Source organism: Pseudomonas sp. CGJS7 (assembly GCF_036961695.1).
Map to the genome: position 1 here is coordinate 1 of NZ_JBAMDI010000030.1, position 23,817 is coordinate 23,817.

20 protein-coding genes are annotated in these 23,817 nt (G+C 68.1%); 17 read left to right on the top strand and 3 right to left on the bottom strand.

Features of this window, described 5'->3' with window-relative positions:
- Both V7787_RS19005 and V7787_RS19010 read right to left on the bottom strand, forming a co-directional pair.
- The coding region (locus V7787_RS19005) for a M56 family metallopeptidase (protein WP_336089081.1) at positions 1–1,321 on the bottom strand (1,321 nt) is incomplete at its 3' end.
- 1 nt (position 1,322) lies between these two features.
- Entirely contained in the window at positions 1,323–1,709 is a 387-nt protein-coding gene (locus V7787_RS19010) for a BlaI/MecI/CopY family transcriptional regulator (protein ID WP_336089082.1), read from the bottom strand.
- Between the two features lie 191 nt (positions 1,710–1,900).
- Between V7787_RS19010 and V7787_RS19015 the strand changes: the two genes are divergently transcribed.
- The 17 genes from V7787_RS19015 (at position 1,901) to V7787_RS19095 (ending at position 22,681) form a co-directional block, all read left to right on the top strand.
- Complete coding sequence (locus tag V7787_RS19015; protein WP_336089083.1) at positions 1,901–2,980, top strand: cation diffusion facilitator family transporter; 1,080 nt, start codon at positions 1,901–1,903, stop codon at positions 2,978–2,980.
- Between the two features lie 300 nt (positions 2,981–3,280).
- Positions 3,281–3,838 carry a ribosome recycling factor gene (frr, locus tag V7787_RS19020; RefSeq protein ID WP_336089084.1) on the top strand — a complete coding sequence of 186 codons (558 nt, stop codon included), beginning with the start codon at positions 3,281–3,283 and terminating at the stop codon, positions 3,836–3,838.
- Between the two features lie 193 nt (positions 3,839–4,031).
- On the top strand, positions 4,032–4,799 hold the full coding sequence (uppS, locus tag V7787_RS19025) for a polyprenyl diphosphate synthase (protein WP_336089085.1): 768 nt from the start codon (positions 4,032–4,034) through the stop codon (positions 4,797–4,799).
- Positions 4,796–5,647, top strand: coding sequence for a phosphatidate cytidylyltransferase (locus V7787_RS19030; protein WP_336089086.1), 852 nt, complete (start codon positions 4,796–4,798; stop codon positions 5,645–5,647). Before uppS ends, V7787_RS19030 begins: the two co-directional genes overlap by 4 nt.
- Before the next feature lie 172 nt (positions 5,648–5,819).
- On the top strand, positions 5,820–7,073 hold the full coding sequence (locus V7787_RS19035) for a 1-deoxy-D-xylulose-5-phosphate reductoisomerase (protein WP_336089087.1): 1,254 nt from the start codon (positions 5,820–5,822) through the stop codon (positions 7,071–7,073).
- A 7-nt stretch (positions 7,074–7,080) separates the two neighbouring features.
- Positions 7,081–8,442 carry an RIP metalloprotease RseP gene (gene rseP, locus V7787_RS19040; RefSeq protein WP_336089088.1) on the top strand — a complete coding sequence of 454 codons (1,362 nt, stop codon included), beginning with the start codon at positions 7,081–7,083 and terminating at the stop codon, positions 8,440–8,442.
- Positions 8,443–8,569: 127 nt separating this feature from the next.
- On the top strand, positions 8,570–11,038 hold the full coding sequence (gene bamA / locus V7787_RS19045; protein WP_336089089.1) for an outer membrane protein assembly factor BamA: 2,469 nt from the start codon (positions 8,570–8,572) through the stop codon (positions 11,036–11,038).
- 26 nt (positions 11,039–11,064) lie between these two features.
- A complete protein-coding gene (gene lpxD / locus V7787_RS19050) occupies positions 11,065–12,093 on the top strand; it encodes a UDP-3-O-(3-hydroxymyristoyl)glucosamine N-acyltransferase (RefSeq protein WP_336089090.1) in 1,029 nt (342 codons plus the stop codon).
- A gap of 195 nt (positions 12,094–12,288) precedes the next feature.
- Positions 12,289–12,744: a 3-hydroxyacyl-ACP dehydratase FabZ gene (fabZ, locus tag V7787_RS19055; protein WP_336089091.1), complete on the top strand. Its 456-nt coding sequence runs from the start codon at positions 12,289–12,291 to the stop codon at positions 12,742–12,744.
- A 4-nt stretch (positions 12,745–12,748) separates the two neighbouring features.
- A complete protein-coding gene (gene lpxA / locus V7787_RS19060; protein ID WP_336089092.1) occupies positions 12,749–13,537 on the top strand; it encodes an acyl-ACP--UDP-N-acetylglucosamine O-acyltransferase in 789 nt (262 codons plus the stop codon).
- A 7-nt stretch (positions 13,538–13,544) separates the two neighbouring features.
- On the top strand, positions 13,545–14,033 hold the full coding sequence (locus tag V7787_RS19065; protein ID WP_336089093.1) for a hypothetical protein: 489 nt from the start codon (positions 13,545–13,547) through the stop codon (positions 14,031–14,033).
- Positions 14,030–15,256, top strand: a complete 1,227-nt coding sequence (gene lpxB, locus V7787_RS19070; protein WP_336089094.1) for a lipid-A-disaccharide synthase — start codon at positions 14,030–14,032, stop codon at positions 15,254–15,256. The genes V7787_RS19065 and lpxB overlap by 4 nt, the downstream gene beginning before the upstream one ends.
- A gap of 55 nt (positions 15,257–15,311) precedes the next feature.
- Positions 15,312–15,929: a ribonuclease HII gene (gene rnhB / locus V7787_RS19075; RefSeq protein ID WP_336089153.1), complete on the top strand. Its 618-nt coding sequence runs from the start codon at positions 15,312–15,314 to the stop codon at positions 15,927–15,929.
- 199 nt (positions 15,930–16,128) lie between these two features.
- A complete protein-coding gene (locus tag V7787_RS19080) occupies positions 16,129–16,755 on the top strand; it encodes a hypothetical protein (RefSeq protein ID WP_336089095.1) in 627 nt (208 codons plus the stop codon).
- 287 nt (positions 16,756–17,042) lie between these two features.
- Positions 17,043–20,564: a DNA polymerase III subunit alpha gene (gene dnaE, locus V7787_RS19085; RefSeq protein ID WP_336089096.1), complete on the top strand. Its 3,522-nt coding sequence runs from the start codon at positions 17,043–17,045 to the stop codon at positions 20,562–20,564.
- Between the two features lie 200 nt (positions 20,565–20,764).
- Positions 20,765–21,724: an acetyl-CoA carboxylase carboxyltransferase subunit alpha gene (locus tag V7787_RS19090; RefSeq protein WP_336089097.1), complete on the top strand. Its 960-nt coding sequence runs from the start codon at positions 20,765–20,767 to the stop codon at positions 21,722–21,724.
- A 159-nt stretch (positions 21,725–21,883) separates the two neighbouring features.
- Complete coding sequence (locus tag V7787_RS19095; RefSeq protein WP_336089098.1) at positions 21,884–22,681, top strand: transglycosylase domain-containing protein; 798 nt, start codon at positions 21,884–21,886, stop codon at positions 22,679–22,681.
- A 34-nt stretch (positions 22,682–22,715) separates the two neighbouring features.
- Here V7787_RS19095 and V7787_RS19100 read toward each other — a convergent pair whose 3' ends face one another.
- Complete coding sequence (locus V7787_RS19100; protein WP_336089099.1) at positions 22,716–23,780, bottom strand: NADH:flavin oxidoreductase/NADH oxidase; 1,065 nt, start codon at positions 23,778–23,780, stop codon at positions 22,716–22,718.
- Between the last annotated feature and the right edge of the window lie 37 nt (positions 23,781–23,817).

Here is a 23,817-nt window from a genome sequence, read left to right on the forward strand (position 1 = left end):
CGATACCGGCCTGCTCGGCGTCGCGTGCGGCCTGTTGCGCATCGCGGTCGGCTTGGCGGGCATCGCTCATGCGCTGCTTCAAACGGGTCAGCGTCGCGGCGTCCTGCACCGGCTGGTAGCGGCCGTCGTCGCCCACGCGATAGTAATTGTCGCCCTTGACCGCCCACACCAGCGGCTTGCCGCCGTTAACCAGTTCGGTGATGCGGGTTTCGCCGTCCTGCTTGTTCGAGGAATGGATGGACACGGTGCTGGTGCGGGTTTTCGGCGCGGCGTCGGCGGCCGCGGCGGTGACCCGATACGGCACCAGTCCCAGCAGCACCACCGCGGCGGTCAGCACCAGGCCGCCGAGATGCGAGGACGAAGTCGAATTTTGCAGCATGGTCAATCTCCTCTTGAGCGAGGTGTACGTGGGGGACGCGCTGGCGACGCCAGCGGCGGGACGCGGCGCCACGCCCAGGCGCAGCAGCAAGCGACCGTAGTCCTGCGCCGCGTAGCGCCGGCTGGCGAGCACGTCGGCGTCGCAGGCCGCTTCGCGGGCGATCGAATATTCCCGCGCGATCACATGCGCGAGCGGATGAAAGAAGAACAGGTGCTGCACCAGCGCCGGCACCCAGCCCCACCACAAGTCGCGGCGGCGCACATGCACCAACTCGTGATGCAGGGCCATCGCCAGCTCTTCGCCGCTGAACTGGGCCAGACGCTCGCGCGGCAGCAACACCGCATCGGGCCAGGGGCCGATCAGTTGCGGCGAATCGATCTGCGCCGACAGCCGCAGCGGCGGCAACCGGGTCAGACCCAGACTGTCGCCGAGCGCGCGATACGCCTGCAGCACCCACGGTTGATCGCAGGGTTGCGCCTGCGCGATGCGCCGACGCGCCGACGCGTAACCGCGCGCGCTGGCCACGGCGATCAGCAAGAAACCCGACAACCACAACGCCGCGAACGCCAGCGGCCACGACAACCAGTCCAGCGCCGAGGCCGGCACCGACACCGCTACCGATTCGCCGACCGCGCTCGCCGCCAGATCGCCGCGGGTGGCGAAGAACGGCAACTGCGCGCTGGCCGACAACTGCGGCGCGGCCGGCGCGGCGAGCGCCGCCTGGTCCCACGCCACCGGCAACACCGGCAAACGCAGCGGCGTCGGCCACAACGCGCCGACCAGCAACTGCAACGAAGCGAACCACCACAGCCAGCAGCGCAGACTGGGGCTCAGCCGCACGTAACGGCACAGCGCCCACACCGCCGCGACCACCAGCAGCGATTGCAATCCGGCCGCGAACAAGCGCGGCAACAAGGTTTCGCCGATCCACTGAAGACTCATCTCAATTCTCCTTACGGCGCGATTGCAGATCGGCGACCAGACTTTCCAGTTCGGCCAGTTCGGCGTCGCTGACTTGCGCGCGCTCGGACATCCAGGCCACGAACGGCGACACCGACCCTTGCAAGGTGTTGGCGACGAAACTGGCCACCGCCGAGCGCTTCACATCGTCGGGTTCGGTCGCGGTGGAATAGCGGTACACCCCGCCGGACTTGCGCCGACGCAGGTAGGCCTTGGCGCGCAGCCGCTCCATCATCGTCAGCACGGTCGAACGGGCCAGCCCGCGCGGTTCGCCGTAGCCGGCGGCGACGTCGCCGACCGAGGCTTCGCCCTGTTCGGCCAGGTATTGCAGCAGCGCCAGTTCCTGGTCGCCGATGGATTTGCGGCTCATATCGCCCCTCGTGGCTACATCTGTAGTCAGGATGCTTGTGACTACATCGGTAGTCAACGTGACTGAAGTCATGGCAGCGGCCCCTCGCCTTACCCATCCAGTCGGATTCGCCCAACCCCGTCGCGGTTTAAAGGCCGCGCCGCGGCGGCCTGTAATAGTGTTCGTGGGCGCGCCCGTGACAGCATTCGCGCATGCACTCGCACAGCCACCACGGTCATCACCACGGCGTCAGCGGCACCCGCGCGTTCGCCGCGGTGACCCTGATCAATCTCGCCTACACCGCGCTGGAAGCCGGCTACGGCTTCATGACCAACTCATTGGCGCTGCTGTCCGATGCGCTGCACAACCTCGGCGACGTGCTCGGCCTGGGCCTGGCCTGGGGCGCGGCGGCATTGGCCAAGCGCATGCCCACCGACCGCCACACCTACGGTTGGCGCCGCGCCACCTTGCTGTCGCCGTTGGCCAATGCCTTGTTGCTGGTCGGCTTCTCCGGCGCGTTGGCATGGGAGGCGATCCGCCGCTTCAGCGCGCCGCCGGAAATTCCCGCGCTGCCGGTGATCGTGGTCGCCGCGCTCGGCATCGCGGTCAACCTCGGCGCGGCCTGGCTGGTCCGCGACGGCCACGAGCACGACCTCAACCGGCGCGGCGCGTTCCTGCACTTGATGGCCGACGCGGCGGTGTCGCTGGCGGCGGTGCTGGCCGGCGCGGGCATGTGGCTGACCGGCTGGGAATGGCTGGATCCGGCGATCGCGCTGCTGATCGGCGCGGTGGTCGCGATCGGCGCGTTCGGACTGCTGCGCGAGGCGTTCAACGCGGCGATGGACGCGGTGCCGCGCGGGATCGATCGCGGCGAGGTCGAGGGATTGCTGCGCGAACAACCGGGCGTGATCGCGATCCACCATCTGCACATCTGGTCGCTGGGCGCGGGCGAAATCGCCATGACCGCGCATATCGTGCGTCCCGACGACAGCGACCACGACGCCTTCATCGATCGGCTCAACCGCGAACTGGACCGTCGCTTCGGCATCAACCACCCGACCTTGCAGGTCGAACACGGCCGCGCCTGCGAACACGACCGCCACGACCGCGCGCCGCACGGCGGGCATGGCCACGGCCACGGCGATCACGATCACCACCACGATCACGACCATTCCCACCACGACCACAGCCACGACCACCCCGCGCAGCCGCAACCCGCCGCCGCCCGCGGCGACTGCGATGGCGAGCGCCACGACCACCCGCGCGAACACAGCCACCTCCACCATCCCTGAGCGGCGCCGCGCCCGCGCGCGATGTTGCGGTGCAGCGAAGTCGCTCGCCGCACGCCGATCCCGCCCACCGAGCCCCGCGCCCAGCCGCGCATGCGCGCGCAAAACGTGACCGATGCCGCGCCCGAGCGGGCCGCGCGGCGCTCCGATCTATTCCGCCGCGGCCGGCAAAAACGCCGCGATCCCGCAACGATCGCGCCCCGATCGGCGGCCATGGCGACCGCCGCCGCCACCGGCGTGGTCCGCAAAACCCGCCCGAGCCCATATAATCCCGCGATTACCGCTACAGGACCGGAGCCGGCGATGCTCAACGACATCAAGAAAGACGCTCAGAACCGCATGGCCAAGAGCGTCGAAGCCTTTCGCCACGACTTGACCAAGATCCGCACCGGCCGCGCTTCGACCGCGCTGGTCGACCATCTGAAGGTCAACTACCACGGCTCCGACATGCCGCTGGGCCAGGTCGCAAGCGTCCAGGTCAGCGATGCGCGCACCCTCACCATCACCCCGTGGGAAAAGCAGATCGTCGGCGCGGTCGAGAAGGCCATCCTCGCCTCCGACCTGGGCCTGACCCCGAACACCGCCGGCACCGTGATCCGGATCAACCTGCCCGCACTGACCGAAGAGCGCCGCAAGGAACTGACCAAGGTCGTGCACAGCCAGAGCGAGGACGCCAAGGTCGCGATCCGCAACATCCGCCGCGACGCCAACCATCAGGCCAAAGAGCTGCTCAAGGACAAGAAGGTCACCGAGGACGAGCTGCGCGGCTTCGAAGGCGACATCCAGAAGGTCACCGACAGCGCGATCAAGGACGTCGACGGCGTGGTCAAGGCCAAGGAACAGGAATTGATGGCGGTCTGAACGCAGGCCATCGCGGCGGCCGCGCGCACGCGCCCGGCCCGCAGCCGCGCTGAACTTCTGCGTATCGTGCGGGTCCACAACGGTCGGTGTCCTCGACCGGCCCGCCGCAGCCACCGCGCCGCACCCTGGACGCAGCGGCTTTCACCCTCGTCCATCGCCCCATCCGTTGCCTGAGGTCCCCATCATCGGCGCCATGCCTTCCGAGCCCGTCAACGCCGCGCCCGCACGCATCCCGCGCCACCTGGCCGTCATCATGGACGGCAACGGTCGCTGGGCCGAGCGGCGCCGCCGCCCGCGCATCATCGGCCACCGCGCCGGCGCGCGCGCGGTCAATATCTGCATCGACTTCTGCATCGCCCGCGGCGTCCGCGCGCTGACCCTGTTCGCGTTTTCCAGCGAAAACTGGGGCCGGCCGGAGGACGAGGTCGGCGCGTTGATGAAGCTGTTCCTCAACGCGCTGGACCGCGAAGTCGAAGAACTCGACCGCCGCGGCGTGCGCGTGCGCTTCATCGGCGAACGCGACCGGTTCTCGGACAAGATCCGCGAACGCATGGCCGCGGCCGAACGCCAGACCCAGGCCAACGACCGCCTGCACCTGAGCATCGCCGCCAGCTACGGCGGCCGCTGGGACATCGCCCAGGCCGCGCGCGCGCTGGCCCAGGACGTGGCCGCCGGGCGCCTGGACGCCAGCGACATCGACGAGACCCTGCTGGCCTCGCGCATGTCGCTGTCCGACCTGCCGGCGCCGGACCTGTTCATCCGCACCGGCGGCGACACCCGGATCAGCAACTTCCTGCTCTGGCAGTTGGCCTACACCGAACTGTGGTTCACCGAAGCGCTGTGGCCGGAACTGGACGCCGTGTTGCTGCAGCAAGCGCTGGACGATTTCGCCAGCCGCGAGCGCCGCTTCGGCCTGACCGGGGCGCAGATCGCGTCCCAGACCAACGAGACCGTTGAATGACCCGAACCCGCCTGCTTGCCGCGCTGGTCATGGCCCCCGTCGCGATCGCCGCGATCTTGCTGTTGCCCACGCCATGGATGATCGCGCTGGCGGCGGTGCTGTTCCTGGCCGGGCTGTGGGAATGGTTCGACCTGGCCGAAATCGAAGACACCCTGTCGCGCACCGTGTTGCTGGTGGTGCATCTGGCGATGATGGTGGCGATTGTCTGGGCCTCGCGCACCGGCGGTCTGGACGCCGAACAGGCGCCGTCGATGGTGTTGTTCAAGATCGCCTCGTTGATCGGCGTGATCTGGTGGCTGCTGGCCCTGCTGTGGCTGCAGCGCTTCAATTTCGCCAGCGATCACCGCACTTATGCGCGGATGTTCAAGCTGGCCGCCGGCGCGCTCAGCGTGATTCCGGCCTGGTGCGCGCTGGTCTGGATCCACGCCGAGGGCCCGAACGGGCACTGGTGGTTGTTGGCCGCGCTGGCGGTGGTGTGGGCGGCCGATTCGGGCGCCTACTTCGCCGGGCGCAAGTTCGGCATGCTCAAGCTGGCCCCGCGGGTCAGCCCGAACAAGACCGTCGAAGGCCTGATCGGCGGCGCGGTCGCCGGCGTCGCCGCCGGCGTGGGGTTCTCGCTGCTGGCCGGCGCGACCACCGCGCAGTTGCCGTGGGTGGCGTTGGTGTCGCTGGTCGCGGTGCTGTTTTCGGTGGTCGGCGATCTGTTCGAGAGCCTGCTCAAGCGCCATGCCGGGGTGAAGGATTCCGGGCATTTGATTCCGGGCCACGGCGGCATCCTCGACCGCATCGACGGGGTGCTGGCGGCGCTGCCGGTGTTCGCGCTGGGCAAGGCGATTTTCGGGTTTTGATGATGATCGCGCGGGTACAAGCAAATCCCCCCTGCCCCCCTTTTGCAAAGGGGGGAAAAGCGGCATGCGCAACGGGTTTGGCAGCGCCGACGGCTTGTCTTCCCCCTTTGCAAAAGGGGGACCGAGGGGGATTGCCCCCAGCCCTGGGCAGCGCCCGCACCGGAGCCCACCCATGACCGCCCCCGCCCGCAACGTCGCCGTCCTCGGCGCCACCGGCTCGATCGGCACCTCGGCCCTGGACGTGATCGCCCGCCACAGCGGACAACTGCGCGCCACCGTGCTCGCCGCCGGCGGCAAGGTCGACGCCCTGCTCGCCCTGTGCGAACGCCACCGCCCCGAACACGCGGTGATCGCCGACGAATCCGCCTACCCCGCCCTGCGCGAGGGCCTGCGCGAGCGCGGCCTGGCCACCCAGGCCCATTGCGGCGACGACGCCCTGGTCCAGTTGGTGTCCTCCGACGTCTGCGACACCGTGGTCGCCGCCATCGTCGGCGCCGCCGGTCTGTCCTCGACCCTGGCCGCGGCGCGCGCCGGCAAGCGCCTGCTGTTGGCCAACAAGGAATCCCTGGTCCTGGCCGGCGAACTGCTGATGCAGACCGCGCACCAGGCCGGCGCCTGCATCGTGCCGATCGATAGCGAGCACAACGCGATCTTCCAGTGCCTGCCGGCCGCGCAGGCGCGGGTCGAAGGCCACCGCGCCGCGCAAACCGCCGCCGCGAGCGCCTCGCAAGGCCCTGCCCACGCCGGTTTGAAGCGGATCCTGCTGACCGCCTCGGGCGGCCCGTTCCGCGGCCGTACACGTTCGGATCTGACCCAGGTCACCCCGGAACAAGCCGTCGCCCACCCGAAGTGGTCGATGGGCCCGAAGATCTCGGTCGACTCGGCCACCTTGATGAACAAGGGCCTGGAAGTCATCGAGGCGCACCACCTGTTCGGAGTCGAGGGCGAGCGCATCGAAGTGCTGGTGCACCCGCAAAGCCTGGTCCATTCGCTGGTCGAATTCGTCGACGGCTCGACCCTGGCCCAGCTCGGCCTGCCGGACATGCGCACCGCGCTGGCGGTGGGCTTCGGCTGGCCGCAACGGATCGACTCGGGCGTGGCCGGATTGGACCTGCTGGCCCACGGCCGGCTCGATTTCGAACGCCCGGACCTGGACGCCTTCCCCTGCCTGCGCCTGGCCTTCGAAGCCCTGGCCGCCGGCGGCACCGCCCCGGCGGTGCTCAACGCCGCCAACGAAGTGGCCGTTTCAGCCTTTCTTCAGCGGCGCCTGGGTTTCCTAGCGATACCCGCGCTGGTCGAGGACACCCTCGCCGCGCTCCCGTCCACCCCGGCCAGCTCGCTGGCGGCGTTGCGCGAAGCCGATGCACAGGCCCGCCGCCACGCCGAACAGGCGCTCGGCCGCCCCGCCCTAGCCTTCAGAGCCTGAGACAGCCATGAGCGAAATCCTGGGCTCGTTGTGGTGGCTCATCATCAGCATCGGCGTGCTGGTGACCTTCCACGAATTCGGCCACTTCTGGGTCGCCCGCCGCTGCGGGGTGAAGGTGCTGCGCTTCTCGGTCGGCTTCGGCAAGGCGCTGTACGAGCGCACCGGCAAGGACGGCACCGTCTACGCGATCGGCATGATCCCGCTCGGCGGCTACGTCAAGATGCTCGATGAGCGCGAGTACGAGATCAGCGAAGCGCTGGCGCCGCAGGCCTTCAACCGCAAGCCGGTGTGGCAGCGCATCGCCATCGTCGCCGCCGGCCCGGTCGCCAATCTGATCCTGTGCGTGGCGTTCCTGTGGGGCATGTTCGTGATCGGCCGCCCCGACTTCGCCCCGGTGGTCGGCAGCGCCAGCGCGATCGCCGCCGAATCGGGCCTGCGCCGCGGCGACACCGTGCTGCAGATCGGCGACCGCACTACGCCGACCTGGAGCGAGGTGCAAATGGCGTTGATTCCGTATGCATTGGACCGCGAGAACGTGGCGGTCAAAGTGCGTACCGAGAACGGCAGCGAACTCACCCGCCAATTGCAGCTCTCGCGCCTGCCGGCCGCGTTCGACGAACGCCGCGCGGTCCAGGTGATCGGCCTGGGCGCGCGCCACGAACTGGTGCCGGCGGTGATCGGCCGGATCACCCCGGACAGCGCCGCCTGGGGCGTGCTCGCCGAAGGCGACCGCATCACCGCGCTGGACGGCGATCCGCTGGCCAGCTGGAACGATCTGCCCGCGGCCATCGCCCGGCTCGGCGAGCACGGCGGCAAGGCCATGATCGAGGTGATCCGCAACGGCGACCGGCTCGCGCTGGAGATCGCGCCCAAGCGGATGCAGCGCGACAACGGCGAGCAATTCTGGGGTCTGGGCATCCAGCCGGCCCAGCCCAAGCCGCCGCAACGCGACGCGGTGCTGCGCTACGGCCCGATCGACGCGGTGCCCGCGGCGCTGCGCGAAAGCGTGCACCAGGCACGCGAATTGTTCGCGATGATCGGCCGCGCCTTCACCGGCCGGGTCTCGCTGCAGAACACCGTGGCCGGCCCGGTGACCATTGGCCGCGCCGCCAACGCCTACGCCAACAACGGCCCGGCCTGGTACCTGCAGCTGTTGGCGATGCTGTCGCTGAGCCTGGGAATTCTGAACCTGCTGCCGATCCCGATCTTGGACGGCGGACACCTGCTGTATTACCTTATCGAGCTGGTCAAAGGCAGCCCGGTGAGCGAGCGCGTGATGGCGGCCGGGCATTTCATCGGCCTGGCGTTGATCGCGAGCCTCATGGGTCTGGCGTTCTACAACGACATATTGAACAACCTGGTGCGCTGATGCCGGCCTGACGCTCGATCAACGTTTTAGCTTTAACGGCCGCTCTAAACCCGCCGCTCCAACCAGCCTTCGACCCCCGCCAGCCCGCCAACGCGACCTGGCAGACCAGCCCCCAACGGACGTAATGATGACGCGAATTCCTAATCGCCGCCTGCTCGCCCTCGCCCTTGCCACGGCAATGACCTCGGCCCCGGCGATTCCGGCGTTGGCGCAGTCCGCCGATCCGTTCTCCCTCGGGGGCGCCGCTCCGAACGCGCCGGGTCCCGGCTCGTTCACCGTCAGCGATATCCGCATCGACGGCCTGCAGCGCATTTCCGCCGGTACCGTCTTCACCTACCTGCCGATCGAGCGCGGCGACACGATGGACACGGCCAAGGCCGGCGACGCCATCCGCGCGCTGTACAAGACCGGCTTCTTCGAAGACGTGCAGCTCGGCCGCCAGGACAACATCCTGGTGGTGACCGTGACCGAGCGTCCGGCGATCAACAAACTCACCCTGAGCGGCAACAAGGACATCAAGTCCGAGGACCTGCTCAAGGGCCTGAAGGAAATCGGCCTGGCCGAAGGCGAAACCTTCGACCGTCTGGCGCTGGACAAGGTCACCCAGGACTTGGCGCGCCAGTACAACAACCGCGGCAAGTACAACGTCGAGATCACGCCGACCGTGTCGCGCCTGGACCGCAACCGCGTCGACCTGACCATCAACGTCAAGGAAGGCAAGGCCGCCAAGATCCGCCACATCAATCTGATCGGCAACGACAAGTTCGAGCAGAAAGAGATCCTCAACGGCTGGGAATCGCGCGAGCACAACTGGCTCAGCTGGTACCGCCGCGACGACCAGTACTCGCGCGAGAAGCTCTCCGGCGACCTGGAAAAACTCAACTCGTTCTACCTCGACCGCGGCTACGTCGATTTCGCCATCGACTCGACCCAGGTCTCGATCAGCCCCGACCGCCAGGACATGTTCCTCAGCGCCGGCGTCACCGAGGGCGATCAGTACAAGGTCTCCAGCGTGCAGGTCACCGGCGACACGATCCTGCCCAAGGATCAGGTCGAGAAGCTGGTCATCGTCAAGCCCGAGCAGATCTTCTCGCGCCGCCTGCTGGAAATCAGTTCCGAATCGATCACCGCCACCCTGGGCAACGTCGGCTACGCCTTCGCCCAGGTCAATCCGATTCCGGACGTCAACCGCGAAAACAAGACCGTCGGCATCAACATGCAGGTGGTGCCGGGCCCGCGCGTCAACGTGCGCCGGGTGATCTTCAAGGGCAATACCCGCACCGGCGATGAAGTCTTGCGCCGCGAAATGCGCCAGTTCGAAGGCACCTGGTATTCGCAAGCCGCGATCGACCGCTCCAAGATCCGTCTGCAAGGCCTGGGCTTCTTCGAAACCGTCGACGTCGAAAGCAAGCCGGTGCCCGGCAGCAACGACCAGGTCGACGTGATCTACAACCTCAAGGAAACCACCTCGGGCAGCTTCGTGTTCGGCCTGGGCTATTCGCAGCTCGGCAAGCTGACCACCCAGGTGCAGTTGTCGCAGAACAACTTCCTCGGCAGCGGCAACCGGGTGTCGGTGCAGGCGCAGCGCAGCTACTACCAGCGCCGCTTCGACTTCTCCTACACCAACCCGTACTTCACCGACGACGGCGTGTCGCTGGGCTACAACCTGTCGTGGCGCGAGCTGGATTACTCCGACTTCAACACCGCGCAGTACTCCACCACCAACGGCACCGGCCAGGTCGTGCTCGGCATTCCGTTGACCGAGACCGACTCGATCACCGGCCTGCTCGGCATCGACAGCAACGAAATCCTGGTCAGCCGCGGGCTCACGCCGCCGAGCATCGTCGATTACCTCGACGCGCTGGGCCGGCGCACCTTCCACGCCTGGCGCGCGCAGATCGGCTGGGGCCGCAACAGCCTCAACCACGCGCTGACCCCGACCAACGGCACCCAGCAGCGTCTGTGGCTGGAAGCGACCCTGCCGGGTTCGACGGTCGAGTACTACAAGATCAACTACAACTTCTCCAAGTTCTGGCCGTTGTCGCGCCACCTGGTGCTCAACACCCGCACCGAACTGGGTTACGGCGACAGCTACGGCAAGGACGTCAGCCGGGTGATCGACCGCAATCCCGGCGGCACCCCGCAGTTGGAAACCATCACCGCCTCGGGCCTGCCGTTCTTCGAGAACTTCTACGCTGGCGGCGTGCGCTCGGTGCGCGGCTTCACCGACAACACCCTGGGTCCGCGCGAACGGGCCAGCAGCGGCAGCTACGCCCAGCCGCTCGGCGGCGCGTTCAAGACCACCGGTTCGCTGGAAATGTACTTCCCGACCCTGCTCGATACCCCGGCCGCGCGCATTTCCGCGTTCGTCGACTTCGGCAGCGTGTACAAGGATTACGACGCCTTCGACGCGGGCGAACTGCGCGCTTCGGCCGGCATCGCGATGATGTGGCGCTCGCCGATGGGTCCGATCTCGATCAGCTACGCGTTCCCGTTCAAGAAGATGGGCCCGACCTACAGCCCCGACGGCAAGACCCAGATCGATCGCGGCGACGAGTTGGAACGCTTGCAGTTCACCTTCGGCGGCACGTTCTGAGCGCGGCCCACCCGCCGCGCCCACCGATGGATGCACCCGTCCATTCCGCCCGCGAACTGGCCGAGCGATTCTCGCTCGGCCTGCACGGCGACGCCGACGCCCGCGTAAGCGGCGTCGGCACCCTGGCCAAGGCCGGTCCCGGCCAACTGGCCTTCCTGGCCAATCCCAAGTACCGCGCGCAGCTGGCCGACAGCCACGCCAGCATCGTGGTGATGCGCCAGGACGACGCCGCCGGTTACTCCGGCACCGCGCTGATCGCGCGCGATCCCTATTCCGCCTTCGCCAAGATCTCGGCCCTGTTCGAGCCCAAGCCGGTGCGCGAGCCGGGCGTTCACGCCTCGGCCGTCATCGACCCCAGCGCCCAGGTGTCGCCGGACGCGCATGTCGGCGCGTTCGTCAGCATCGGCGCGCGCAGCCGGATCGAAGCCGGGGCGATGATCGGCCCGGGCTGCGTGATCGGCGAGGACTGCGTGGTCGGCGCCGGCAGCGAGTTGATCGCGCGGGTGACCCTGGTGACCCGGGTGCGCCTGGGCCAGCGGGTGCTGATCCACCCCGGCGCGGTGCTCGGCGCCGACGGTTTCGGCCTGGCCATGGAAGCCGGCCGCTGGCTCAAGGTGCCCCAGCTCGGCGGCGTGTCGGTCGGCGACGATTGCGAGATCGGCGCCAACACCTGCATCGACCGCGGCGCCATCGACGACACCGTGCTGGAAGAAGACGTGCGCCTGGACAACCAGATCCAGATCGGCCACAACGTCCACATCGGCGCGCACAGCGCCATGGCCGGCTGCTCGGCCGCGGCCGGCAGCGCCCGGATCGGCCGCTACTGCCTGATCGGCGGCGGCGCCGGCGTGCTCGGCCATCTGGAGGTCTGCGACAAGGTCACCATCACCGCGATGAGCCTGGTCACCAGCTCGATCCGCGAGCCCGGCGAATACTCCTCGGGCACCCCGCTGATGGACAACCGCAGCTGGCGCAAGAACGCCGCGCGGTTCAAGCAGCTCGACGCGATCGCCCGCCGCACCCGCGGCCGCGGCGGCGACGGCGAAGACGCCTGAGCCCGCGCCGGCCGGGCTCCCCGGCCGCCCCATTCCGGGCTCCTCCATACGGTGGCGCCACACCCGCGCGGAAAACTGCGGGACAATAGACGCAAGCACGCGCCACCCACGATGGGACGCGAAGGAACGCGAAGATTGCGCAGGATGCGGCGCCTTCGCCGGCGCGACACAGATGCACACAGGACGAACCAGCACATGAGCCAGACCCTGCAACTCCCGCTCGATATACCGGCGATCCAGAAGCTGCTGCCGCACCGTTATCCGTTTCTGCTGATCGACCGGGTGGTGGAGCTCGAGCCCAACAAGCGCGTGCTCGCCTACAAGAACGTGAGCTGCAACGAACCCTTCTTCAACGGCCACTTCCCCGGCAACCCGGTCATGCCCGGCGTGCTGGTGGTCGAGGCGCTGGCCCAGGCCGGCGGCCTGTTGACCCAGATCTCGCACGGCGGCGTCGCCGCCGGCCGTTCGTTCTATCTGGTCAAGATCGACGGCGCGCGTTTCTCGCGCATGGTCACTCCCGGCGACAAGCTGGAACTGGAAGTCACCCTCAAGCGCATGATCCGCAACATGGCTATGTACACCGGCGTGGCCCGTGTCGACGGCGAAGTCGCCGCCTGCGCCGACATCATGTGCGCCGAGGCCAAGGACTGATTCGATGAGCGGCAACGCCAACATCCATCCCAGCGCTTTCGTCGAGCCGGGCGCGAAACTCGCCGACGGCGTCGTGGTCGGCGCCTTTAGCTACATCGGCGCCGACGTCGAAGTCGGCGCAGGCACCGTGTTCGGGCCGCACTGCGTGGTCCACGGCCCGACCAGGATCGGCCGCGACAACCGCTTCTACGCGCAGTGCGCGATCGGCGGCGATCCGCAGGACAAGAAATTCGCCGGCGAGCGCACCGAGCTGCACATCGGCGACGGCAACGTGTTCCGCGAGTTCGTCACCGTCAACCGCGGCACCGGCAACGGCGGCGGCATCACCCGCATCGGCGACGGCAACTGGCTGCTGGCCTACACCCACGTCGCCCACGACTGCCAGGTCGGCAACGGCTGCGTGTTCTCCAACAACTCGACCCTGGCCGGCCACGTCACCGTGGAAGACCAGGTGATCATGAGCGGCTTCTCCGGCATCCATCAGTTCTGCCGGATCGGCGCGCACGCCTTCATCGGCATGGGCGCGCTGGTCAACGGCGACGTGCCGCCGTTCGTGATGGTCGCCCAGGACGGCTACGGCCGCCCGCGCGGCATCAACGCCGAAGGGCTCAAGCGGCGCGGCTTCGACGCCGAGCGGATCGGCGCGATCAAGCGTGCCTACCGCACCCTGTACGTGTCCGGCGCGCCGCTGGACGAAGCGCGGGCCAAGCTGGAAGAACTGGCCGCCGACAGCCCGGATGTGCGCGCGTTGCTGGACTTCATCGGCAACGGCGAGCGGCCGCTGCTGCGCTGAGGCCGGCATGACGACGGTCCAGCGCCTGCGCATCGGAGCCACCGTCGTCGAATACACCATCGACGGCACAACCCGGCACACCGAAGTCGCGGAAATCTTCATCGACGGGCGCTCGCTCGCCGATCGGCTCGGTATCGTCCGCCACCTGGGCAACTGCGATAGCGACCTGGACCTGGACCATTCCGGCGTCGCCCGCGAACACGGCCGGGCCAAATACCTGGGGCTGATGCCGTCGGACAACCAGAACGGCAGCGGCCGCCACGTGCTCTACCGCTGTCACTGCGGTTGCGACGGCTGCGGGGTGATTTCCTGCGCGCTGGAATTCGAGGGCGATCACGTGGTGTGGGCGCAAGTGACCCGCGAACAAGACACTGGGCCTATGCTCGGGCCCGACGGGCCGCCGGAAGAATCCGAATTCCCGCCCAACGCCCCGCTACGATTCGTCTTCGACCGCGCCCAGTACCAAGCCGAACTGGAACGTCACTTCGCCCTATGAACGCCGCCCCCACCGCCATCGACCAAATCTTCCCCGCCGCGCCCCCGCCGCCGCCACGTTTCGCCCTGATCGCCGGCGAAGCCTCCGGCGATCTGCTCGGCGCGGGTTTGATCGAAGAACTCAAACGCCGCTACCCGGGCGCCGAATTCGTCGGCATCGGCGGCGAGCAAATGCGCGCGGCCGGCATGGACACCTGGTTCGACGCCGGCGAACTGGCGGTGATGGGTCTGGTGGAAGTGCTCAAGCATCTGCCGCGGCTGCTGCGCCTGCGTCGCGACGTGCGTCAGCGCATCCTCGATTGGAAGCCCGACGCCTTCATCGGCATCGACGCGCCCGACTTCAACCTCGGGGTGGAACGCTGGCTCAAGCAGCGCGGCGTGCGCACCGTGCACTACGTCAGCCCGTCGGTATGGGCATGGCGCAAGAAGCGCGCGCAGAAGATCGGCCTCAGCGCCGACCGGGTGCTGTGCCTGTTCCCGATGGAGCCGCCGATCTACGCCGGCTACGACGTGGACGCGCGCTTCGTCGGCCATCCGCTGGCCGACGAAATGCCGATCCATCCTGACCGGGACGAAGCCCGCATGAACCTGGGCCTGGACGACGAAGCGCCGGTGCTGGCGATGCTGCCGGGTTCGCGCGTGGGCGAGATCGAAACCCTGGCCGGCGATTTCATCGCCGCCGCCGCGATCCTGCTGGCGGCCGAGCCCAAGCTCAATATCGTCGCGCCGATGGCCAACGCGCGCGCGCGCGCCGCGTTCGAGCGGGTGTTGAACGCGCACGCCGACGGCGAACGCCTGCGCCGCGCCTTGCGCATCGTCGATCGCGGCGCGCGCACGGTGATGGTCGCCAGCGACGTGGTGCTGCTGGCCTCGGGCACCGCCACCCTGGAAGCGATGCTGGCCAAGCGGCCGATGGTGGTGGCGTACAAGATCGCGCCGCTGACCTACACCCTGGTCAAGCGCCTGGGCATGCTCAAGGTCGATCACTACGCGCTGCCCAACGTGTTGGCCGGCGAGGAAGTGGTGCCGGAGCTGATGCAGCACGACTGCACCCCGGAGAATCTGGCCGGCGCGACCCTGCGCTGGCTGCGCGACACCGCCGCGAGCGCCGCGCTGCTGCCGAAGTTCCAGCGCATCCATCTGGAACTCAAGCGCGACGCCTCCGCGCGCGCGGCCGATGCGATCGTCGAGCTGCTCGCGCAGAAAACCGCGGCGCCGGGCTGACGCCGGCCTACACTGAGCGCGCCCGCCCGATGAGAACGCCCCCGCCGTGGATTCGCTGATCGCCCCCGCCGCGCCGCGCGCGCGCGCCAAGCCGCGCCTGATCGCCGGCGTGGACGAAGCCGGCCGCGGCCCGCTGGCCGGCCCGGTCTCGGTCGCGGCGGTGATCTTGAACCCGCGCCGCCGCATCGACGGCCTGGACGATTCCAAGAAACTCACCGAGGCGCGGCGCGAAGCGCTGTATCCGCTGATCGTCGAACGCGCGCTGGCCTGGCGGATCGAGTTCGTCGAAGTCGAAGAGATCGACCGGCTCAACATCTTCCAGGCGACCATGCTCGGCATGCGCCGCGCGGTCCAGGCGCTGACGCCGCAGGCCGAATTCGTGCGCGTGGACGGCAACCACCTGCCCAAGGGCCTGCCCTGCGCCGGCGAAGCGCTGATCGGCGGCGACGCCAGCGAGCCGGCGATCATGGCCGCCTCGATCCTGGCCAAGGTCGCGCGCGACCGGATGATGCGCGATCTGCACGACCGCTTCCCGCACTACGGTTTCGACCAACACAAGGGCTATTCCACGCCCGTGCATCTGGCCGCGCTGAAGCAACACGGCCCCTGCCCGCAGCACCGCCGCAGTTTCGCGCCCGTGCGCATCGCCGAGCAGACGTTAAGCCTGTTCTGACCACAACGCCGCGCGGTTCATCAGGCCAAACCGCCTGAACGACAACCCGTGCCACAGGTCACAGCGACTTCATACCGGCGCGCTCACACTGCCGGCGAGCGCACAGTTCGTCCATCGACCCGCACAGCTCCCCGCGTCGCCTCCGGCCCGCGACGCGTGCCGCCCCGCCTACCGGCCGGCCGCGAGGTGCTCCATGCGCATGCCTCACCCCACCCCCACGCCCGAACCCCTGCCGTTCGAACGCGACAGCGCGCTGCCCTACGCCTTCGCCCACGAGCCGGCGATGGCGCTCGGCCCCGCGGCGATCGCCGCCTTCGATGCCCTGGTTCATGAACTGCATCCCGACGCCGCGCGCGTGGACGCCACCCGCCTGCAGCGCGTGGCCGCCTGGCTGGCCTCGCTGCCGCCCAGCGAAGCGCGCCGGGCGATCGACGAACGCCTGCAATGCCTGCAGGACTTGCGCGCGATGGCGGTCGATCCGGGCTGGGATTGCGAACCGGCGATGCGGCGGCGGCTGGATCGCTTGTTCGCCTACGTCGACGACGATGACGACCTGATCCCCGACCGCACCCCGCTGTTCGGCCTGCTCGACGACGTGCTGCTGATCGAACTGACCTGGCCCGCCTTCGCCGCCGAAGCCGAGGATTTCCGCGACTTCTGCGCGTACCGCCGGATCGAGCATCCGCCCGGCGACGCGATCCAGCAGCGCGCGGCCTGGGTTCGCGACCGCCTGGCCGAACTGGCCTTGCTGCAGCACCACGCACGGGTCAGCGACAGCCACTACGCCAACGGCCGCACGCCCGAACCGGTGTTCCGGGTGGCGTGACCGCCGCGCCCGCGGCCGCGGCCCGCTGAACCGTCCCAGGCGCGGGCCCCGCCCCCACGGCCCGCCGACCGAAGCGGCCGCCTGCGCCTGCGCGCGAACGCCGGCCCGCTGGCGTGCGCGGCGGCCCGGCGATTTTTCGCGATGGGGTGAGATTCGCCTCCCGGCCCGATTCGCGCGCTGTCAAGGCTTGTCCCGAGCCGCCGGGCTGATACCCTGCAATGCGGCTCGCACGCCGCCAGCCGTCCACGGCTTGAGTCTCCATCGGCACGGCCGCAGAACCGGTACGCATGTCCGCTCCATTCGTTCATCTTCACTTGCACAGCGAGTACTCGCTGGCCGACTCGACGATCCGCATCGGCGATCTGGTCAAACGTTGCGTCGCGCTCGGCCAACCGGCCGTCGCGCTGACCGACGTCGACAACATGTTCGCCGCGGTCAAGTTCTACAAAGCCTGCGAAGGCGCCGGGATCAAGCCGATCATCGGCGCCGACGTGCATCTGGCCGACGGCAACGAACCCGCCTCGCGGCTGACCTTGCTGTGCCGCGACCGCGGCGGTTACCTGACCCTGTCGCGCCTGCTCAGCCGCGCCTGGATGGAAGGCCACCGCACCGAAGGCGTGGTGCTGCGGCCGGAATGGCTGCGCGAGGACAACGAGGGCCTGTTCGCGCTGGCCGGCCGCAACAGCCTGGCCGGGCGTCTGGCCGCGAGCAATCGCGACGAACTCGCCCACGCCTGGCTGGTCGATTGGCAGGGCGTGTTCGGCGACCGCCTGCACCTGGAACTGACCCGCACCCAGCGCGACGGCGAAGAAGCCTTCAACGCCTTCGCCCTGCAAGCGGCGAGCAAACGCGGCCTGCCGGTGATCGCCAGCAACGACGCGCGCTTCATCGACGCCGAAGGCTACGAAGCGCACGAAGCGCGCGTGTGCATCGCCTCGGGCCGCGTGCTCGACGACCCCAAGCGCCCGCGCGACTACAGCGCCGAGCAGTTCCTCAAGTCCAGTGAGGAAATGCGCGAGTTGTTCGCCGACGTGCCCGACGCGATCGACAACGCGCTGGCGCTGGCCAAGCGCTGCAACGTCGAACTCAAGCTCGGCGAATACGCGCTGCCCGATTTCCCGGTGCCCGATGAGCACACCATCGAATCGTGGCTGCGCGCGCAATCGCGCGAAGGCCTGATCAAGCGGCTGGAAAAGAACCCGCTGGCGCCCGGCAAGACCCGCGAGGTCTACGACGAGCGCCTGGAAGTCGAACTCAACGTCATCATCAAGATGGGGTTCCCGGGTTACTTCCTGATCGTCGCGGACTTCATCAACTGGGCCAAGGACCACGACATCCCGGTCGGCCCGGGCCGCGGTTCGGGCGCCGGTTCGCTGGTGGCCTGGGCGCTGGGCATCACCGATCTGGACCCGTTGCCCTACGACTTGCTGTTCGAGCGATTCCTCAATCCCGAACGCGTGTCGATGCCCGACTTCGACATCGACTTCTGCATGGACCGCCGCGACGAAGTCATCGACTACGTCGCGCGCAAGTACGGCCGCGACCGCGTCTCGCAGATCATCACCTACGGCACCATGGCCGCTAAGGCGGTGGTGCGCGACGCCGGGCGCGTGCTCGGCCACCCGTACGGCTTCGTCGACGGCATCGCCAAGCTGATTCCGAACACCCTCGGCATCTCGCTCGACGACGCGCTCGGCGAATCGGAAGCGGCGGCGAAGAATCCCGAGTTGTCCTCGGCCGATCTGATCGCGCGATACCGCAGCGAAGACGAAGTGCGCGACCTGCTGGATCTGGCGCGCGAACTCGAAGACCTGACCCGCAACGCCGGCAAGCACGCCGGCGGCGTGGTGATCGCGCCCAGCCCGCTGTCGGACTTCTGCCCGCTGTTCGCCGAACACGACGGCGAAGGCCGCGGCAAGAGCCCGGTGACCCAGTTCGACAAGGACGACGTGGAAGCCGTCGGCCTGGTCAAGTTCGACTTCCTCGGCCTGCGCACGCTGACGATCATCGATTGGGCGGTCAAGGCGATCAACAAGCGCCGGGCCAAGCAGGGCGAAGGCCCGCTCGACATCACCGCGCTGGAACTGGACGACAAGGAAACCTACGAGCTGTTCGCGCGCGGCGACACCGTCGCGGTGTTCCAGTTCGAATCGCGCGGCATGCGCGAGTTGCTCAAGCGCGCCAAGCCCGACACCTTCGAAGACATCATCGCGCTGGCCGCGTTGTTCCGTCCCGGCCCGCTGGGCTCGGGGATGGACAAGGACTGGGTCGACCGCAAGCACGGCAACGCCGAAGTCACCTATCCGCACGACTCGCTGGAGCCCGTGCTGGGCCCGACCTACGGCGTCATCGTGTATCAGGAACAGGTGATGCAGATCGCCCAGGTCCTGGCCGGCTACACGCTCGGCGGCGCGGACATGCTGCGCCGCGCGATGGGCAAGAAAAAGCCCGAAGAAATGGCCAAGGAGCGGGCCAAGTTCGAAACCGGCTGCGCCGAGCGCAACATCCCGGCCAAGCAGGCCAGCCCGATCTTCGACTTGATGGAGAAGTTCGCCGAGTACGGCTTCAACAAGTCGCACTCGGCCGCGTACGCGCTGGTCGCGTACCAGACCGGTTGGCTCAAGCGCCACTACGGCGCCGAGTTCATGGCCGCGACCTGTTCGTCGGACATGGACAACACCGACAAGGTGGTGAACTTCCTCGACGAAGCGCGGGTGATGGGCATCACCGTGCTGCCGCCGCACGTCAACGAATCGGACTACATGTTCGAGGCGATCGACGCGGGCACCATCCGTTACGGCATCGGCGCGGTCAAGGGCGTCGGCCGCGGCGTGTGCGAGGCGATCGTGGAAGCGCGCCGCGCCGGCCCGTTCGCCGATCTGCTGGATTTCTGCAAGCGCGTGGACACCGGCAAGCTCAACCGCCGCGCGCTGGAAGCCCTGGCGCATGCCGGCGCGCTCGACGGCCTGGGCCGCAACCGCGCCAGCTTGATGCTGCAATTGCCCGAGGTGCTCAAGGTCACCGACCAGATGGCCAAGGAGCGCGCGGCCGGTCAAGTCTCGCTGTTCGGCGGCTTCGAAACCGCGGCGCCGGCGCTGCATCTGGATTTGCCGGAGGCCGACGAATGGCCGCTGAGCCAGATCCTGCACGGCGAACGCGAAACCCTGGGCCATTACCTCAGCGGCCATCCGTTCGATCCGTATCGCGACGAATTGCGCAGCCTGGTCGGCACCGACCTGGGCGAGCTGGAAAGCATCTGGGAAAAACGCCCGGAGAGCGCGCGCAGCGGTTGGCGTCCGGAACTGGAAGTGATCGTGGCCGGGCAAGTGGTCGGCTTCCGCAAGAAAGGCGACAGCCAGATGTTCGTGCAAATCGAAGACGGCCGCGGCCGGCTGGAGTGCGCGTTCTTCTCGGAAACCTACAGCGAGTTCGCCTCGATGCTGGCGCGCGATCGGCTGCTGGTGATCCAGGGCGGCTTGCGCGAAGACGCGTTCAGCGGCGGCTTCGCCCTGCGCGCGGCGCGTTGCTGGGATTACGCGCAAGTTTGCGCCAAGCACGCGCAACGGCTGGCCTTGCGCCTGGACCTGCGCGTGCCCGGCACCTGGCAACGGGTGGACGCGTTGTTGGCCAAACAGCGCCCCGGCCCGACACCGATCCGGCTAGACCTGTTGCGCGAAGGCGCGGCCGGCATGCTCGACCTCAACGGTCCGCAGTCGGTGCGGGTGGATGCGGATCTGGTCGGAATCCTGCGTGCGCAGCCCGGTGTGAAGGCGGTCAAGCTGACCCTGTCCAAGCCCTGGGCGAACTAAATGGCTCCTTCTTCCGCGCCCCGAAGGAAGTCACCTTGGGTGGCAAGCGGGAGAAGGAGCGGATCAACCTCATTTCACGCCTTCTCCCAAGACTCGGAGAAGCCACTTGATCCGCTTCACCACCAGACCCCGCCATCCCCCTCGGTACGGTAAGCCCCACTGGGCTAGACTGTCGCTTGACCAAGGCCCACGGCCCCCGCATGAATCCGAATTACCTCGACTTCGAGCAGCCCATCGCCGACCTGGAAGCCAAGATCCAGGAACTGCGCCACGCCAGCAGCGGCCCGGCGGTCGATATCGACGCCGAAATCCACGCCCTGCAGGACAAGCTGCGCCTGCGCACCGCGCAGATCTTCCGCGACCTGTCGTCCTGGCAGATCTCCCAGCTCGCCCGCCATCCGGCGCGGCCGTACACGCTCGATTACATCCGGGTGATGTGCGATGAGTTCCAGGAACTGGCCGGCGACCGCGCCTTCGCCAACGACAACGCCATCGTCGGCGGCCTGGCGCGCATCGCCGGACGCAGCGTGGTCATCGTCGGCCACCAGAAGGGCCGCGACACCAAGAGCAAGATCAAGCGCAACTTCGGCATGCCGCGTCCGGAGGGCTACCGCAAGGCGCTGCGCCTGATGAAGCTGGCCGAGCGCTTCCGCCTGCCGCTGCTGACCTTCATCGACACCGCCGGCGCCTGGCCGGGCATCGACGCCGAAGAGCGCGGCCAGTCCGAAGCCATCGCGCGCAACCTGCTGGAAATGGCCGAACTCAAGATTCCGGTGATCTGCACCGTGATCGGCGAAGGCGGCTCCGGCGGCGCGCTGGCGATCGGCGTGGGCGACCGCACCCTGATGCTGGAATACAGCACCTACTCGGTGATCACCCCGGAAGGCTGCGCCTCGATCCTGTGGAAGACCGCCGAGAAAGCCAAGGACGCGGCCGAACAGCTCGGCCTCACCGCCAAGCGCCTGTCGGAACTGGGCCTGATCGACAAGATCGTGCGCGAACCCATCGGCGGCGCGCATCGCAATCCCAAGCAGATGGCCACGCGTTTGAAGGCGGTGTTGCTCAACGAACTCGACGCGCTGGAAGGCGTGCCGACCGAGGAGTTGCTGCAGCGGCGGTATGAGCGTTTGCGTGGGTACGGCGCGTACGAAGCGGCCTGAGGCCAGCCAAGACCGCCAAGGAAACCGCGCCACCTACCTACCGTCATTCGCGCCACCTGCCTACCGTCATTCCGGCGAAAGCCGGAACCCATTTTGACTTTGCTCTCATCAGCCCGATCAACGCGGTTGTGTCGGCAGAGCTGAACAGGAACCGCGGACATGGACGTCCTGCTCAAGCGAGTCGCAACCACGCTCGCCATCATCGGCGGCTTGTTCCTGCTGCTGCTCCAATCGACTTACTGGTACGGCGCTTACGGCCTGCCCGATTCGTTGCCCTCGCCCGCTCGCGAGTATCCCGAGTCAGCCCGCAAGCTGCTCTGGGCCAACGCGGGCGGCAGCGGCGAAATCCGCATACAGCGTTTCAGCAGCATCGGCATACCGCTTAAAAGCATCGGGGAAGATTCGCGGAGCTTGCTCGAATGGCAGATCGGCATCTCCGACGACGACCATCGGCTGCCGGATCGGAGCGACCCGGGCCTTCGACTGCTGCATCAGGCAGCGTTCGACATCGCATACTCGATAACCGCCGCCGCCAACCCGCAACCGCCCGTCGCCGCAAATGAAGGCGGCTCTAACGCGCAAATGCTCCAGCAGATCAAAATGCCCCGGCCTTTCATGGAGCAAGCCGTGGCCAGCCGCCTGAGCCGCGAATGGCCGGCCGAACGCGTGATCGATTCGATCCTCGAGAACAACTACTACGGCCGCGGCGCCAAAGGCCTCGACCAAGCCGCGCGCACTTACTTCGACCTACCCGTCGAACAGCTAAGCCTCGCGGAAACGGCCGCGTTGATCGCGATTTCCCGGAACTTCTCGTACTACGATCCGAGCTGCAAGCCCCGCGAATTCGCCCGGGCATACCAGCGGTTGATGCTGAAAACCGATGACCGCGTGAATCTTCGCGATCCCGACGCCGATCTATCGCGGATGAAGCGCACGCCTTGCGAACGCCGCAATTGAGCACGCCGCACAACGCGAACTTCGCCAAGCCGCCTCACCCCCAAGCCCGCTGATACTGCTCCGGCACATGCGTACTCGCCCCCAACGCGCGCGCAGCGCGATGCGGGAAATACGGATCGCGCAACAACTCGCGCGCCAGCAACACCACATCGGCCTCGCCGTCTTCGACGATCTTCTCCGCCTGCGCGGCCTGAGTGATCAGCCCCACCGCGCCGGTGGCGATACCCGCCTCACGACGAATGCGCGCCGAGAACGGCACCTGATAACCGGGCTCATTCGGAATCCGCACATTCGGCACCAACCCGCCGCTGGACACATCGATCAAGTCGACGCCCAGCTCCTTGACGATCCGCGCCAGCTCCACGCTCTGCTCGATATCCCAGCCGCCCGGCGCCCAATCGGTCGCCGAGATCCGCAGCCACAGCGGCAAGCGCTCCGGCCACACCTCGCGCACCGCGGCCAACACCTCGCGCAGCAAGCGCGTGCGGTTTTCGAAGCCGCCGCCGTAGCGATCCTCGCGCCGGTTCGACAGCGGCGACAAAAACTGATGCAGCAGATACCCATGTGCGGCATGGATCTCGACCAACTGGAAACACGCATCCAGCGCGCGCTGCGCCGCGGCGGCGAAATCGTCGACCACGGTGCGGATGTCGATCGGCTGCAGTTCGCGCGGCTCGGCGGAGTCCTCGCGGAACGCCAGCGGCGACGGCGCCACCGGCCGCCAACCGCCTTCCTGCGGCAGCACCGCATTGCCGCCCAGCCACGGCGGCTCGACGCTGGCCTTGCGCCCGGCGTGGCCGAGCTGCACGCCCACCACCGCCTCGCGCGAGCGCAGGAAACAGGTGATCCGATGCCAGGCCTCGGCCTGCGACGCGTTCCACAGGCCGGTGTCGGCCGCCGAAATGCGCCCCTCCGGCGAGACCGCGCTGGCCTCGGTCATCACCAGCGCCGCGCCGCCGACCGCGCGGCTGCCCAGGTGGACCAGATGCCAGTTGTTCGGCAACCCGTCGACCGCCGAGTACTGGCACATCGGCGAGACCACCAGGCGGTTGCGCAAGGTCAGGGATCGTTGCGAAAGCGGAGCGAAAAGCCGGGACACGACGGAATCTCTGCAAAGGTGAGTGCAAACCAAGGTA